A 14417-nucleotide genomic window follows, 5' to 3' on the forward strand; every position below is an offset into this window, starting at 1 on the left:
TTCGTCTCCTCACTCGCCCAGGGTGACCAGGTCTTCCGGGGCCACCGAGACCGTGACCCGATCCCCTACTTCGGGCAGGTGCCTGCCCCGGTTATTGAGGGTCGCCTGCAGGGTGCTCGACCCGATCTCGAGACGATATTCGGCATGGCTGCCGCGGTAGAGCCGCTCACTGACCGTAGCCGGTAAATGATTGTCGCCCGCCACCTCGCCGGGCAGCAGATCCAGGGTCTCGGGGCGGATCAGCAGCAGGCCACCCTCCCCCCCGGCGTTCTCGGTGGTGAGCTCGCCCAGCGGCGTGGTCAGGCGCGCGTCCTGGCGGGCGGTGACCGGATAGAGGTTGTCGTGACCCATGAAACGAGCGACGAAGGCATTCACCGGGCGTTCGTACACCTCGCGAGGTGGGCCCACCTGCTGGATGACGCCACCGTTGAGGACGGCGATGCGATCGGACATCACCATGGCCTCCTGCTGGTCATGGGTGACGAATACGAAGGTCATACCCAGGCGCTTCTGGACCCGCAGCAGTTCCACCTGCAGTTGGCTGCGCAAACCGGCGTCCAGTGCCGAGAGCGGCTCGTCGAGCAGCAGCACGTCGGGCTCGTTGACCAGGGCGCGGGCCAGGGCGATGCGCTGGCGCTGGCCACCGGAGAGCTGGTCGACGGGTCGCTCCACCAGATCGCCGAGCTTGATGAAATCGGCGATCTTCGCCACGCGGGCATCGCGCTGCTGGGGTGACATGCCCCGCATCTTCAGACCGAAGGCCAGGTTCTCGCGCACCGAGAGGTGCGGGAAGAGCGCATAGGACTGGAAGACGGTATTGACGCTGCGCTTATGAGGCGGCACCTCGGTGATGTCCTTCCCGCCGATGGCCAGACGACCGTCGTCGGCCTCCTCGAGGCCGGCGAGGATGCGCAGCAGGGTGGTCTTGCCGCAGCCCGAGGGGCCAAGCAGGGTAAAGAACTCACCAGGCTCGATGGTGAGATCGACTCCATCCAGCGCCACGGTATCGCGACCGAAACGCTTGTGCAGACCCCGCATCTCGATGGAGGAGGCTTGACGGGCCCTCTCGACCTGTTCAGCCGTTCCTGTCGAGCCTTCAGTCGGTGACTCGGTGGCTTCCGCCGTGATGGTGTTGCTCATGGGAAGTGCCCCCTCGATTATCGGTGGCCTGGTTCACAGCCGGTCTCGCAGCTTGTAGAAGTTGGTGGCCAGCACCAGCAGCGGCTTGCGCAGCCGTCGCCCACCCGGGAAGTGACGATGGGGCATGGCGGCAAAGACGTCGAAGCGTTCGCTCTGGCCGGCGATGGCCTCGGCCAGCAGCTTTCCGGCCAGACCCGACAGGGCCATGCCATGCCCGGAATAGCCCTGGGCGTAGTAGACGTTGCTGCCCAACCGGCCGAAGTCCGGCGCCCGATCGAGGGTGATGGCCACGTCCCCGCCCCAGCGGTAGTCGATGCGCACGCCCTCGAGCACTGGAAAGATCCGCGCAATCTTGGCATCCATGCGGGCCTCCAGGCCTCGCGGTTCACGGCCATCGTAGCTGACCTCGCCGCCGTAGATCAGGCGACGGTCAGCGGAGAGCCGATAGTAGTCGAGCACGAAATTGGCATCCGACAGGGCATCGTTGCGCGGCAGCACGCGCGCGGCCCGCTCGGCCGAGAGCGGCTCGGTGGCGATCATGTAGTTGGCGGCACGCATGATGCGACCAGAGAGTTCGGGCACCAGACCCGCCTGATAGGCGTTGGTGCCCAATACCACGAAGTCGGCCGTCACCCGGCCGGCGGCAGTGATCACGCTGGCCGGCTCGCCATGACGGATCTCCACGGCGGCACTTCGCGCATGGATCGTCACGCCGGCCTGGCGGGCCGCCCGAGCCAGCCCCAGGGTATAGTTGAGGGGGTGCAAGTGGCCGCCCTCCGCATCATGCAGGGCCGCCGGGTAGGCATCGCTCATCACGTGCTCGTGCAGGGCATCCCCCTGGAGCATGGTGAGCGCGGGGTAGTCATAATCCTGCGCCATCCGTTCGCGGAACGCCTCGAGCTCACGCACATGGCGCCGCTTCACGGCGGCATGCAGGTAGCCCCAGGTCAGATCACAGGGAATCGCATGACGCTCGACCAGCTCGGCGGTCAGGCGCACCGCCTCGCGGCTCATCTCCCAGATGTCTCGGGCCCGCTCACGACCCAGGGCCTTCTCCACGGTGCTGATGTCGGTGCCCAGGCCGGGCAGTATCTGGCCTCCGCTGCGACCCGAGGCGCCCTGTCCGATCTCCCCGGCCTCCAGCAGCACCACCGAGTAACCCCGCTCAGCCAGGTGGAGCGCCGCCGAGCAGCCGGTGATACCCCCACCGACCACGCAGACGTCGGCGCGCGCTTCACCTTCGAGCGAGGGACAGTCACCGAGTTCGACGGCGATGGAGTCGCGATACCAGGAGGCAGGCTGCTCCAGGGGTTGCGGGGTCGTCATGCGAGACACCTGTCTGTGTTGCGCGGTGCGCTGGTTGTTTTTGTAACAGTCGTTGTGACACTCGCCCGGTGACAGTGCCCCGGGCAGGCAAGCTCAGTTTGACACCAGCACTGCAACGACTGTCAAGTATTTAATACCTTGAAGGGCGCCGAGCCATCCTCGAGATCGGCCAACCAATCCCAGCATTCACCCCAAAAACTTGTTTTAAGGACGCAAGATAAGGAATATCGAGGCAGCAGCGGTAAGACTTGCGTGACGAAAGCCGATCGAGGATCGTCAATTAATCACCATCACATACCCCGGTAATCTTCCGGGCGACACGCTGACGATGGCCCTGACTTCATATCAGGGTGCAGTGATAAAGGGGTCAACAGGACGCCTTATCCTCAACTCGCAGGTACGCTAGTCGGAACCACGCGCCGACGGAGGAGACCATCATGACAGCATCGACCCCCCCTGCTCCCCATGCCGTCGAGAACGGCACGGGAGCCAGCCCGCTCAACCACCACTATTGGATGCCGTTCAGCGCCAACCGCGACTTCCATGCTCACCCGCGGGTGATCACGGCCGCCGAGGGACGCTACTTCATCGACGACCGCGGCCGGCGACTGTTCGACTCCCTCTCCGGGCTCTGGACTTGCGGTGCCGGCCACAACCGCACCGAGATCCAGCGCGCGGTGGCCGCCCAGTTGGGCCGGCTGGACTACGCCCCGGGCTTCCAGGTCGCCCATCCGCTGGCCTTCGAACTGGCCGAACGGATTGCGGCGCTGACTCCTCCGGGGCTGGACCATGTCTTCTTCACCGATTCCGGCTCCGAGTCCGCCGATACGGCGGTGAAGATGGCACGCGCCTACTGGCGCCTCCAGGGACGACCGGAAAAGACCCGGCTGGTCGGTCGCGCCAAGGGCTACCACGGCGTCAACGTGGGCGGCACCAGCCTCGGCGGGATCGGCGGCAACCGCAAGCACTACGGTCAACTGCTGGACGTCAGCCACCTGCCCCACACCCTCCAGCCGGCGCTCGCCTTCACCCGCGGACAGGCCGAAAGCGGCGCCGAGCTTGCCGATGCCCTGCTCGACCAGATCGCCCTGCACGACGCCTCAAGTATCGCCGCGGTGATCGTCGAGCCCATGTCCGGTTCCGGCGGGGTCATCGTGCCGCCGAAGGGCTATTTGGAGCGACTGCGCGAGATCTGCTCCGCCCACGACATCCTGTTGATCTTCGACGAGGTGATCACCGCCTTCGGCCGCGCCGGGGCTCGCACCGGCGCCGAGGCCTTCGGCGTCACCCCGGACATCATGAACGTGGCCAAGCAGCTCACCAACGGCGCGGTGCCCATGGGGGCCGTGATAGCCTCCCGGCAGATCTTCGACACCTTCATGGCGGGTGGCGGGCCGGTGCATGCCATCGAGTTCCCCCACGGCTACACCTACAGCGCGCATCCCGTGGCGTGTGCCGCCGGACTGGCGACGCTGGACCTCCTCGAGCGTGAGGATTTCCCCGGTCAGGTGCGGACCATAGCGCCGGCGTTCGAGAAAAGGCTCCACGCCCTCAGAGGCCGCTCTCACGTGGTGGACATTCGTAACCATGGCCTGGCCGGAGCCGTACAGCTTGCCCCCCGGGACGGCGACCCGACCATCCGCCCCCGAGATGCCCACCTGGCGCTCTGGGAGGCGGGATTCTACGTGCGCTACGGCGGCGACACCCTGCAGTTCGGCCCGCCTTTCGCCAGCAAAGAGGCGGAGCTGGAGCGGCTCTTCGATGCCGTGGCCACGACCCTGGACCGGCTGGAGTGACCAGGCGCGCAGATTCTCTCGCGCACTCGCGGCGCTACTCATGCAGAACTTGTCACCCAGAACTTGTCACCCAGAACTTGGGGCAGCACGTCAGGCAGAACCGCAGACCGGACAAGCGGGGTCGCGTGGCACCCGGAAGTGGCGCCAGTGGCCACCGAGAGCGTCGAAGGTAGAGAGCCCACGATGGGGCGTGCCGGCACCGCTGACGAGCTTGATCGCCTCCAATGCCTGAAAACTGCCGATCAGCCCCACCAGCGGCGCTACCACGCCGCTCTCGGCGCAGCTGAGCGCCTCGTCACCTTCGCCCTCTCCACCCCCGGGTGGATAGAGGCAGGCGTAGCAGGGGGATTCGGGATCCCGGGGATCGAAGACGGCAAGCTGACCGGAGAAACGGATCGCCGCCCCGGAGACCAGCGGTACCCGGGCCGTGCGGCAGGCAGCGTTGATGGAGTAGCGGCTGGAAAAGCGATCGGTGCAGTCGAGCACCACATTCGCCTCGGCGACCACCCGCGCCAGCGCCTCGCCGTCGAGATGGTCGCTCAGTGCTCGGATCGCACAATCGGGATTGAGGGCAAGCGCCGCTTCCCGGGCCGACTCGGCCTTGTTGCGACCGAGGTCGGCATGGGCATGGGCGATCTGGCGCTGCAGGTTGGAGAGCTCGACCACATCGGCATCGGCCAGGGTCAGCCGACCCAGGCCCGCGGCCGCCAGGTAGAGGGCCACCGGCGAACCCAACCCACCGGCGCCAACCACCAAGGCATGGCCGGCCAGCAGCCGCTCCTGGCCGTCGATATCGACCTGGTCGAGCATGATCTGGCGGCTGTAACGCAGCAGGGCCTGGTCATCCATTGCGGGGCTCACTTCTCGTCGAACTCCTCGATGTCGGGCACGTGGAGACTGAAGTCTTCCTTGACCTCCTCCATTACCACATAGCTCTTGGACTCCTTCACGCCGGGCAGGGTCAGCACCACATCACCGAGAAGCTGGCGGTAGGCGGACATCTCGGGAATCCGGCATTTGAGGATGTAGTCGAACTGCCCCGAGACCAGGTGGCACTCCTGGATCTGCGGCAGCTTGGCCACGGCGCGACGGAACTCGTCAAAAACCGCCGGCGACTGGGTCTCCAGGCTGATCTCCACGAATACCAACAGGTTGGCCTTGAGGGCTCGCGGGTCGAGCAGCGCCTTGTAGCCACGGATGATGCCGGAGCGCTCCAGACGCTTGACGCGCTCCAGGCAGGGGGTGGTGGAGAGGCCAACCTGAGAGGCCAGATCGACATAGGAAATGCGGGCATTCTCTTGCAGGCAGCGCAGGATATTGAGGTCGATGCGGTCGAGCGAGCGTGTCTTGGCTTTCATGGTCGTGGGCATGCCGGTAGCAATGGGCAGTTCACGTCGTCGCAACAGCAAGATCATCTGAAAATCCCCCACCAATGGCGCTGCGGTGGGTTTCACGCATGCAAAAGTGACGAGACGCGGCGTTTTTTACTAGCCAAGCTATACCACATCACGAGCGCTCGCCTCCAGCCCGGCCCTCAACATGACGTCCCAGGCTGACTCGCTCATGGCCGCCAAGGTCGCGCAGGGTGGCGACATCCTCATAGCCTGCCGCAGCGAGGGCCTCGCGCACTGCCGCCCCCTGTCCATGGCCATGCTCGAGCAACAGCCAGCCCCCGGAGACCAGGTGGGACCAAGCCTCGCTCACCAGGTGGCGCAGGTCGGCCAGCCCCTCCTCGGCCGCCACCAGGGCGCTCTGCGGCTCGTATCGCAGGTCACCCTGCTGCAGATGGGGGTCGTGCGCGGCGATATACGGCGGGTTCGAGACGATGAGATCGAAGCGCTCGGCGCCGTTCTCGTCGCTCTTTTCGCTCTCTACATTCAAGGCCGTGAACCAGTCCCCCGTGCGAAAATTGGCGTTGTCGATGGCGAGCCGCCGGGCATTGTGTCGAGCCAGGGCTACCGCCTCCGGGCTGAGGTCGATGCCGACTACCCGCCAGCCGGGCCGTTCGCTGGCGAAGGCGAGGGCGATGGCCCCGGTGCCGGTGCCGAGATCCAGCAGCCGACCCTGGTCCGAGGCGCCATGTGCCAGGGCCGCTTCAACCAGCCGCTCGGTATCGGGGCGGGGAATCAGGGTATGCGGCGAGGTGGAAAGCCGCAGCCCCCAGAACTCCCGCACGCCGGTCAGGTAGGCCACCGGATGCCCCAGGGCGCGCGCCGCAAGCAACGCCTCGAAGCGGGCCCGCTCGAGGATCGGCGCCTCGCGGTCCCCCCAGGTGTAGAGCCAGGTGCGATCGACGCCCAGCACATGGCAGAGCAGCACCTCGGCATCGAGCCGCGCGCTCGGGGAATCACACGCAGCGAGGCGCCGGGCGGCCATCGCCAGCAGGGCGTCGATGGTCATCCGGCGTTCTGCTGGAGGGCCGCCAACTGCTCGGCCTGGTATTCGTTGATCAGCGGCTCGATCACGTCGTCGAGCTGCTCGCCGCTCACCACCTCGGTCAACTTGTAGAGCGTCAGATTGATGCGGTGGTCGGTGACCCGGCCCTGGGGAAAATTGTAGGTTCGAATGCGCTCGCTGCGATCACCGGAGCCCACCAGGGAGCGCCGGGCATCGGCCTGCTGCTGCTGCTGGCTGGCCACGGCCGACTGCTTGAGCCGCGCGGCGAGCAGCGACATCGCCTTGGCGCGGTTCTTGTGCTGGCTACGCTCCTCCTGACACTCCACCACTACACCACTGGGCAGGTGGGTGATACGGATGGCGGAGTCGGTGGTGTTGACGTGCTGGCCGCCGGCGCCACTGGAGCGGAAGGTATCCACGCGCAGATCGTTGGAATCGATATCGACCTCGCCTACTTCATCGGCCTCTGGCATTACCGCCACGGTGCAGGCGGAGGTATGGATGCGACCCTGGGACTCGGTGGCCGGCACGCGCTGCACACGGTGGGCACCGGACTCGAACTTGAGTCGCGCGTAGACGCCCTCGCCCTTGACCCGCGAGATGATCTCCTTGTAGCCGCCCTGCTCGCCATGACTGGCGCTGACCACTTCCACCTTCCAGCCGTGCTGCTCGGCATAGCGGGCATACATGCGGAAGAGATCACCGGCAAACAGCGCCGCCTCGTCACCGCCGGTGCCGGCGCGGATCTCGAGGAAGACATTGCGTCGGTCGTCGGGATCCTTGGGCACCAGCAGTTGCTTGAGCCGAACTTCGAGAGCCTCGAGCCTGTCACGTCCTTCGTCGCGTTCGAGCTCGGCCAGCTCGCGCATCTCGGCATCGGCATCGCCGAGCAGCTGTTCGGCGGAATCGATATCGGCTTCCACGGCGCAGTACTCGCGCCAGGCTTCCACCAGGGATTCGAGCTCAGCATATTCCCGCGAATAATCACGAAAGCGAGGCTGGTCGCTGATCACCTCGGGCTCCGCCAGCAAGGCGGAAAGCTCCTCGAAGCGCTCGACGAAGGCATCGAGGCGCTGGCGCAGGGTGGCTTTCATCGGCGCATCCTATCGGGAGTGGTCAGTAGATTCATCCAGCAGCAAGGTAGTAGCGGCGTCCAGCAGGTCGCGACGCTCCCGAGAGGCCGCCTCCCGCATGGCTACCGTAGGACGGTGCATGAGCCGATTCGTCAATTGATGAGCCAGGCGACGAACCACCAGCTCGGGGTCCTCGCCGCGGGCCAGGCGCGCCAGGGCCTGCTGCTCGGAAAGGTCACGCATGGCCTCGCCGCGGGCACGCACGTCGCGAATCAATTCGCCGCCGCTGCGAATCCGCCGCTCATGCTGCCAGTTGCCCACGCCGTGCTCGATCAGCGACTCGGCCTGGTCGGCGGCCACCTGGCGATGCCGGCGGTTTTCCTCGATGACCTCCTGGAGGTCATCGACGGTATAGAGGAAGACATCGCTGAGTTCGCCCACTTCGGGTTCGATATCCCGGGGTACGGCGATGTCGACCATGAACACCGGGCGGTGGCGGCGCTTCTTCAACGCCCGCTCGACCATGCCCTTGCCGAGAATCGGCAGCGGCGCGGCGGTGGAGGAGATCACGATATCGGCATGGACGAGCGCCTCGGGAATCCCATCGAGGGTAATCGCCTTGCCGCCCAGCGGCCCGGAGAGGGCCTCGGCCCGCTCATGGGTGCGGTTAGCCACGGTGAGCTGGCGGACACCCGCCTCGTGGAGGTGGCGCGCCACCAGCTCGATGGTCTCGCCGGCGCCGATCAACAGCGCCTGCGAACGGGTGAAGTCGCCGAAGATGCGGCTGGCCAGGCTTACCGCCGCATAGGCCACCGACACCGGGTTGCGACCGATGCCCGTCTCGGTACGCACCTGCTTGGCCACAGCGAAGGTATTCTGGAACAGGCACTCCAGCTCGCCGCCCAGGCCACGGGACCGGCGGGCCGCCTGATAGGCTTCCTTGAGCTGTCCGAGGATCTGGGGCTCGCCCAGCACCATGGAATCCAGCCCCACGGCCACCCGCATCAGGTGACGGGCCGCCTCATTCTCGAGGAAGTGATAGGCACAGCGCGAGAGGTCCTCCACCTTCAGACCATGGAAACGGCCGAGCCAGTCGAGGATCTCCCGCTCGCCGATGGCCTCGGTGACGCAGTAGAGCTCGGTGCGGTTGCAGGTCGAGAGGACTGCCGCCTCGCGTACCTCCGGCAGGGCACGCAGCTCGGCCAGCGCCGCCTCAAGCTGAGTCGGCGAGAAGGCGACCTGCTCGCGCACCTCGATGCTGGCGGTCCGGTGGTTGATTCCCAGGGCAAGAAGCGTCATGCGTTCGGCGTCTTCACGAGTCGTGGTTCCGGCAGGGCGCAGTGGTCATATCCGCCGACGCGGACCGCCCATCCTCGAAGCGCCGCATTCTACCACAGGCCTCTCGCCCGGGGCGTCATGACATACCGTGATCGGGATCATGCTTTGCCCGGGGGAGGCGAGCCGTTATGCTGGCCACTCTTCCCCAGGCACGAGACGCGCATGCCCCGCGGAACGCTCCACCGACTCACTCGCCCCCTTTCCCTGGTGCCACTGGCGCTGGCGAGCCTGCTCGCCGGCTGTCAGGGCCTGCCGGGGGGCTCTTCGGCCGCCGAATCCACCGCAGATCCGATGGCGAGCGCGCCGCCGGTCACCCGAGGTCTGGATGCCGACAGCCTTTCCGGACTGCTGGTGGCTGAACTGGCCGGACAGCGCGGCGACTATCCGCGCGCCACCCGCGGCTTTCTGGACGTCGCCGAACGCTACGACTCCGCGGCCCTCGCCGAACGTGCCACCCTGGCCGCCCGCTTCAGCGAAGACGCCGGGTTGCTCGAGGAGGCCGCACGGCGCTGGCAGGCCCTGGCACCCCAGAGCGACTCCCCGGCGCGCCTGCTCTCCAGCCTCGCCATCCAGCGCGGCGACTGGAACGCCGCCCTGGAACAGCGCCTGGCCGCCATCGCGCGTGGCGCCCAGGAGGAGCTGACCGGCTTCGTGGAGGGCGCCCTCGAAGCCGGTGCCGATCCAACGCCGCTGTTGACCAGGATGCGCAAGCACCTGGCGAGCCTCGACGAGCCGCGCCATGACAGCGAGTTGGCCACCGCCTTGCTGGAAGCCGCCGCCGGTGAGCGCACGGCCGCCGAGCAACGCCTGACGCGACTGGCCCGGACGGCCCCCGAGCAACCCGAGCTGTGGCAGATTCGCGCCCGCCTGGCCCTGGAGGCCGATGCCCCCTCCCAGGCACGATCGGCGGCGCTACGTGGTCTGGAAGTCGCGCCTGGCGACCCGCGCCTGATGCTGCTGCTGGCCCGTGCCGAGATCCGACTGGGCCGCATCGAAGCCGCCGAGGCCACCACCAATGCGCTGCTCGACGACCATGGTGACGATCCCGAACTGCGCCTGGGCTTGGCAAGGCTGTTCCTGGAGGAGGAGCACCTGCCCCCGGCGCGCCGCCTGCTACTGCCCCTAATCGGAGACGACGCGGCACCACCGCTGGCCTTCCTGCTGCTCGGTGCCATCGCCGAGGACGAGGGGGAGGTGGATAACGCTCTTCTTTATTACCGCCAGGTGCCGGAGAGCGAGCAGTTTCTGAGCGCCCGCCTGAGTGCAGCGCGTATGCTGATCGCCGAGGATCGGCTGCTCGATGCGCGCGCCTTCCTGCGCCTCGAGCGGCTGCGTCACGAGGCCTATCGGAGTGAGCTGGTCTCCCTGGAGGTCGAACTGCTCGACGAAGCCGGTCTCGGCGAGCAGGCCGATGCCCTGCTCGACAGCGAACTCTCGCAGCACCCTGACGACAAACGGTTACGCTACCAGCGGGCCATGCGCGCCTTCGCCGACGACGATCTTGCCGCCATGGAGGCCGACCTTCGCCATATCATCGAGCAAGACCCGGACAACGCCAACGCCCTCAACGCCCTGGGCTACACCCTCGCCGACCTTGATCTCGAAGGCCGCCTGGAAGAGGCGCGCGAGCTGATCGAGCGGGCCCATACACTCGAGCCCGGCAACCCGGCCATCCTCGACAGCCTGGGCTGGGTCCTATATCGCCAGGGCAACCCAGAAGAGGCCCTGCCCCGGCTCGAGCAAGCCTGGTCGGCCATGCCCGACCAGGAAGTCGCCGCTCACCTGATCGAGGTGCTCTGGGTGCTGGGGGAAGAGGAACGCGCAAACGCCTTGCTCGAGGAGGCTCGGCAACGCTTCGACGAACGCCCGCAGATAGACGAGCTGCTGCAACGCTACCCGGAACTGGATGCAACCGGGTCCGTTGATTGACCCCTGACGAACGGAACTCGCCATGACCCCACTGCTGCGACTGCTGATCCCCCTGCTTGCTCTGGCCCTGCTGGCCGGCTGTGCCGGCCGTGCGCCCGCTCCCGAGGGAGAGCGCGCCGCGGGCCAGTGGCAGGCCCAGACCGAGCGCCTGGCCGAACTCGACACCTGGGTGCTGGTCGGCAAGGTCGGCCTGCGCACCCCCGAGGAGTCCACCAGCGCCAACCTGGACTGGAGCCAGCACCCTCACTACTACCGGCTGCTGATAAGCGGCCCATTCGGCAGCGGGCGCAGCACCCTGGAGGGGCGAGAGGGGCGTTTCTCGCTGACCACCGGCGAGGGACGCTTCGAGGCCGAGACCCCGGAGGCGCTGATGGAGCAGCAACTGGGCTGGTCGCTGCCGGTCAGCGCGCTCTCCGACTGGATCCGCGGTCTCCCGGCGGAGGATAGCGCCCATCGGCTGGAAAAGGACGAAATGGGTTTTCCCCTTCGCCTCGAACAGGACGGCTGGGAGATCGAATACCGCGCCTGGGAGCGCGTCGCCGAGCTCTGGCTGCCCAGACGGCTGGTGATGACCTATGACGACTTGCGGGTCACCCTGGTAGTCACCGACTGGCGCCCGGCCCTCGACGACTGACATGCCGCCGACTCCCCTCCTTACCGAAGCGCTGGTACTGCCGGCACCGGCAAAGCTCAATCGCCTGCTGCACATCACCGGTCGCCGATCGGATGGCTACCATGACTTGCAGACGCTGTTCCAATTCCTCGACATTGGCGACACCCTCACCCTGTGCAGCCGCGAGGACGGCGCGATCCGCCTCGCTCCCCGCCTGCCCGGGGTGGAGAACGAAGACAACCTGGTGGTGCGTGCCGCCCGTCTGCTGCAGGCCGAGACCGGCTGTCGCCTGGGTGCGGACATCCACCTCGACAAGCGCCTTCCGCTTGGCGGAGGCCTCGGTGGCGGCAGTTCGGATGCCGCGACCACTCTGTTGGGTCTCGACGCCCTCTGGGGCCTGGAGCTGTCGCCGGTACGTCTGGCCGAACTGGGCCTGACTCTGGGAGCCGACGTTCCGGTGTTCGTGCATGGCAATGCGGCCTGGGCTGAGGGGGTCGGCGAACGCCTCACGCCGGTCGAACTCGACACCCCATGGTTCGTTGTCATCCACCCTGGGATGACGGTCTCCACCCCGGCGGTGTTCGGGGCACCGCAATTGACACGCCACACCCCCCCGATTACCATGGCGCGCGCACTGCAGGGGGGAGCGGCGAGCTGGAACAACGACTGCGAGCCCACCGTCCGGGCGCTGTATCCCAAGGTGGCGCACGTGCTCGACTGGCTGGCGATCCGAGCGCCGGCCATGCTGACCGGCACCGGCGCCTGTGTCTTTGGCCGGCTCGGCAGCGAGACTCAGGCCGACCGACTTCTGGCCGAGGTTCCCGAGGGCTGGCAAGCCTTCAAGGCGCGCGGCCTGAACCGCTCACCTCTCCATGTTGCGCTGGGTCGATGACCCTCCTCGCCTGCGGGCGCCGAGGCATCCCTTGAACATCCCGGAAACATCGACCCGAATCCCTGAAGACCCAACACAGCAAAGGTGGCTGCGCGTGTCAAAATTGATGGTTTTCGCCGGGAATGCCAATCCCGAACTCGCCCGAAAAGTCGCCGAGAGTCTGGACACCTACCTGGGCAATGCCACAGTCGGCCAGTTCAGCGACGGTGAGGTCGCGGTCGAGATCAACGAGAACGTGCGCGGCAAGGATGTATTCATCCTGCAGTCCACCTGTGCACCGACCAATGACAACCTGATGGAACTGATCCTGATGGTGGATGCCCTGCGCCGGGCTTCCGCAACCCGGATCACCGCGGTGTTGCCCTACTTCGGCTACGCTCGGCAGGATCGCCGCGTGCGTTCCGCCCGCGTGCCGATTTCAGCCAAGATAGTCGCCGACATGATGGTCAAGGCCGGGGTCGACCGGGTCATGACCATGGATCTGCACGCCGACCAAATCCAGGGCTTCTTCGACGTGCCGGTGGACAACGTCTACGGCTCGCCGATCCTGCTCGACGACATCGAGCGCCAGAACTACGACGACCTGGTGGTGGTATCGCCGGACGTCGGCGGCGTGGTGCGCGCTCGCGCCATCGCCAAGCAGCTCAACGCCGACCTGGCGATCATCGACAAGCGTCGCCCCTCGGCCAACCAGGCCCAGGTGATGCACATCATCGGCGAGATCGAGAACCGCACCTGCGTGGTGGTAGACGACATGATCGACACCGCCGGTACGCTGTGCAAGGCCGGCGAGGCCCTCAAGGCCCGAGGTGCCCGACGCGTGGTCGCCTATGCCACCCACCCGATCCTGTCGGGGCCGGCGGTAGACAACATAACCGATTCGGTGCTCGACGAGGTAGTGGTGACCGACACCATCCCCCTCTCCGAGATCGCGCGACGCAGCGGCAAGATCCGCCAGCTCAGCGTCGCCGGACTGATCGCCGAGGCGATCCGCCGGGTCAGCAACGAGGAATCCGTCAGCGCCATGTTTCACTGAACGCGGGCCAACAGGACTCGCTCGGAAGAACGTGGCGCGGGACACATGCCCTGTGGGGCTCCCGGAAACGCCGTGGTCTGGTCGCGGACCACGGCGCTTTCCTTACTTCTTGAAAGAGGCAACTCAATGTCCGATTACACACTCAATGCCAGCGTTCGCAACGACCTGGGGAAAGGTGCGAGCCGCCGCCTGCGTCGTGCGAACGAACAGGTGCCGGCCATCATCTATGGTGGTGAAAAGGCGCCGCAGCCCATTGCCGTCGACAAGACCAGCTTCTACAAGGCGCTGGAAGACGAAGCCTTCTTCTCCTCCGTGATCAACCTGCACGTAGACGGCAAGGCCCAGCAGGTAGTGGTGCGTGACCTTCAGCGTCACCCCTACAAGCCGCTGGTCACCCATGCTGACTTCCTGCGGGTCGATGCCACCCACGAGATCACCCTGCGCGTGCCGCTGCACGTGGTGGGCGAAGAAACGTGCACGGGCATCAAGGATGAAGGTGGCGAGCTCCACGTGCTCGCCAACGATATCGAGGTCAGCTGCCTGCCGAAGGATCTGCCCGACTATCTGGAGATCGACATCAGCGAGGTCGCGCTGGGGACCACCCTGCACCTTTCCGACCTGAGCGTGCCGGCCGGCGTGACCATCGTCGCGCTCACCCACGGCGAGGACCATGACAACGCCGTGCTGAGCATTTCCAAGCCCAAGATCCGTGAAACGGAAGAGGATGAGGAAGGCGAGGAAAGCGGTGAAGCCGCCGAGGGCGAAGAAGGCGAAGACAGCGCCGAGTAATCGCGCCTGTCCGGGGCCATGTCGAGCATGGCCCCTCCCTTCATCGATCAAGCGCCCCGGCGCTTGATTTTTTTTGTGGCCGTCCTTC

General features: G+C 66.4%; 13 protein-coding genes. 6 read left to right on the plus strand and 7 right to left on the minus strand.

The genetic code is table 11. The features are described from left to right. Positions 1-9: 9 nt before the first annotated feature. Together U5L98_RS12560 and U5L98_RS12565 are read right to left on the minus strand one after the other, a co-directional pair. Positions 10-1140, minus strand: coding sequence for an ABC transporter ATP-binding protein (locus U5L98_RS12560; RefSeq protein ID WP_322558623.1), 1131 nt, complete (start codon positions 1138-1140; stop codon positions 10-12). Between the two features lie 33 nt (positions 1141-1173). Then, positions 1174-2466 carry an FAD-binding oxidoreductase gene (locus U5L98_RS12565; RefSeq protein WP_322558624.1) on the minus strand — a complete coding sequence of 431 codons (1293 nt, stop codon included), beginning with the start codon at positions 2464-2466 and terminating at the stop codon, positions 1174-1176. A gap of 437 nt (positions 2467-2903) precedes the next feature. Here U5L98_RS12565 and U5L98_RS12570 point away from each other — a divergent pair, with 437 nt between their 5' ends. Further along, on the plus strand, positions 2904-4262 hold the full coding sequence (locus U5L98_RS12570; protein ID WP_322558625.1) for an aminotransferase class III-fold pyridoxal phosphate-dependent enzyme: 1359 nt from the start codon (positions 2904-2906) through the stop codon (positions 4260-4262). 90 nt (positions 4263-4352) lie between these two features. Here U5L98_RS12570 and U5L98_RS12575 read toward each other — a convergent pair whose 3' ends face one another. The 5 genes from U5L98_RS12575 to hemA all read right to left on the minus strand — a co-directional run bounded on the left by U5L98_RS12575 (position 4353) and on the right by hemA (position 9031). Next, entirely contained in the window at positions 4353-5111 is a 759-nt protein-coding gene (locus U5L98_RS12575; protein ID WP_322558963.1) for a molybdopterin-synthase adenylyltransferase MoeB, read from the minus strand. 8 nt (positions 5112-5119) lie between these two features. Continuing rightward, entirely contained in the window at positions 5120-5620 is a 501-nt protein-coding gene (locus U5L98_RS12580) for an Lrp/AsnC ligand binding domain-containing protein (RefSeq protein ID WP_322558964.1), read from the minus strand. A 148-nt stretch (positions 5621-5768) separates the two neighbouring features. Further along, the gene (gene prmC / locus U5L98_RS12585) at positions 5769-6662 is read right to left on the minus strand and encodes a peptide chain release factor N(5)-glutamine methyltransferase (RefSeq protein WP_322558626.1); all 894 of its coding nucleotides are present in this window, start codon (positions 6660-6662) and stop codon (positions 5769-5771) included. Continuing rightward, positions 6659-7753, minus strand: a complete 1095-nt coding sequence (gene prfA / locus U5L98_RS12590; RefSeq protein ID WP_322558627.1) for a peptide chain release factor 1 — start codon at positions 7751-7753, stop codon at positions 6659-6661. Before prfA ends, prmC begins: the two co-directional genes overlap by 4 nt. A gap of 9 nt (positions 7754-7762) precedes the next feature. Next, positions 7763-9031, minus strand: coding sequence for a glutamyl-tRNA reductase (hemA, locus tag U5L98_RS12595; protein WP_322558628.1), 1269 nt, complete (start codon positions 9029-9031; stop codon positions 7763-7765). Positions 9032-9232: 201 nt separating this feature from the next. On the opposite strand from hemA, the gene U5L98_RS12600 reads away from it, so the two are divergent. The 5 genes from U5L98_RS12600 to U5L98_RS12620 all read left to right on the plus strand — a co-directional run bounded on the left by U5L98_RS12600 (position 9233) and on the right by U5L98_RS12620 (position 14329). Further along, positions 9233-10999: a tetratricopeptide repeat protein gene (locus U5L98_RS12600; RefSeq protein ID WP_322558629.1), complete on the plus strand. Its 1767-nt coding sequence runs from the start codon at positions 9233-9235 to the stop codon at positions 10997-10999. 22 nt (positions 11000-11021) lie between these two features. Continuing rightward, positions 11022-11633 carry a lipoprotein insertase outer membrane protein LolB gene (lolB, locus tag U5L98_RS12605; RefSeq protein ID WP_322558630.1) on the plus strand — a complete coding sequence of 204 codons (612 nt, stop codon included), beginning with the start codon at positions 11022-11024 and terminating at the stop codon, positions 11631-11633. 1 nt (position 11634) lies between these two features. Then, entirely contained in the window at positions 11635-12504 is an 870-nt protein-coding gene (ispE, locus tag U5L98_RS12610; RefSeq protein ID WP_322558631.1) for a 4-(cytidine 5'-diphospho)-2-C-methyl-D-erythritol kinase, read from the plus strand. A 106-nt stretch (positions 12505-12610) separates the two neighbouring features. Then, on the plus strand, positions 12611-13540 hold the full coding sequence (locus U5L98_RS12615) for a ribose-phosphate pyrophosphokinase (protein ID WP_322558965.1): 930 nt from the start codon (positions 12611-12613) through the stop codon (positions 13538-13540). A gap of 126 nt (positions 13541-13666) precedes the next feature. Beyond that, entirely contained in the window at positions 13667-14329 is a 663-nt protein-coding gene (locus tag U5L98_RS12620; RefSeq protein WP_322558632.1) for a 50S ribosomal protein L25/general stress protein Ctc, read from the plus strand. Positions 14330-14417 lie beyond the last annotated feature (88 nt).

Source organism: Halomonas sp. (assembly GCF_034520545.1).
Lineage (GTDB): Bacteria > Pseudomonadota > Gammaproteobacteria > Pseudomonadales > Halomonadaceae > Halomonas.

Bases quoted from the DNA above. Each gene is read 5' to 3' on its own strand.
- ispE (WP_322558631.1), top strand. From the start codon at position 11,635: ATGCCGCCGACTCCCCTCCTTACCGAAGCGCTGGTACTGCCGGCACCG.
- U5L98_RS12560 (WP_322558623.1), bottom strand. From the start codon at position 1,140: ATGAGCAACACCATCACGGCGGAAGCCACCGAGTCACCGACTGAAGGC.
- lolB (WP_322558630.1), top strand. From the start codon at position 11,022: ATGACCCCACTGCTGCGACTGCTGATCCCCCTGCTTGCTCTGGCCCTG.
- U5L98_RS12570 (WP_322558625.1), top strand. From the start codon at position 2,904: ATGACAGCATCGACCCCCCCTGCTCCCCATGCCGTCGAGAACGGCACG.
- prmC (WP_322558626.1), bottom strand. From the start codon at position 6,662: ATGACCATCGACGCCCTGCTGGCGATGGCCGCCCGGCGCCTCGCTGCG.
- U5L98_RS12600 (WP_322558629.1), top strand. From the start codon at position 9,233: ATGCCCCGCGGAACGCTCCACCGACTCACTCGCCCCCTTTCCCTGGTG.
- U5L98_RS12620 (WP_322558632.1), top strand. From the start codon at position 13,667: ATGTCCGATTACACACTCAATGCCAGCGTTCGCAACGACCTGGGGAAA.
- U5L98_RS12580 (WP_322558964.1), bottom strand. From the start codon at position 5,620: ATGAAAGCCAAGACACGCTCGCTCGACCGCATCGACCTCAATATCCTG.
- prfA (WP_322558627.1), bottom strand. From the start codon at position 7,753: ATGAAAGCCACCCTGCGCCAGCGCCTCGATGCCTTCGTCGAGCGCTTC.
- U5L98_RS12615 (WP_322558965.1), top strand. From the start codon at position 12,611: ATGGTTTTCGCCGGGAATGCCAATCCCGAACTCGCCCGAAAAGTCGCC.
- hemA (WP_322558628.1), bottom strand. From the start codon at position 9,031: ATGACGCTTCTTGCCCTGGGAATCAACCACCGGACCGCCAGCATCGAG.
- U5L98_RS12565 (WP_322558624.1), bottom strand. From the start codon at position 2,466: ATGACGACCCCGCAACCCCTGGAGCAGCCTGCCTCCTGGTATCGCGAC.
- U5L98_RS12575 (WP_322558963.1), bottom strand. From the start codon at position 5,111: ATGGATGACCAGGCCCTGCTGCGTTACAGCCGCCAGATCATGCTCGAC.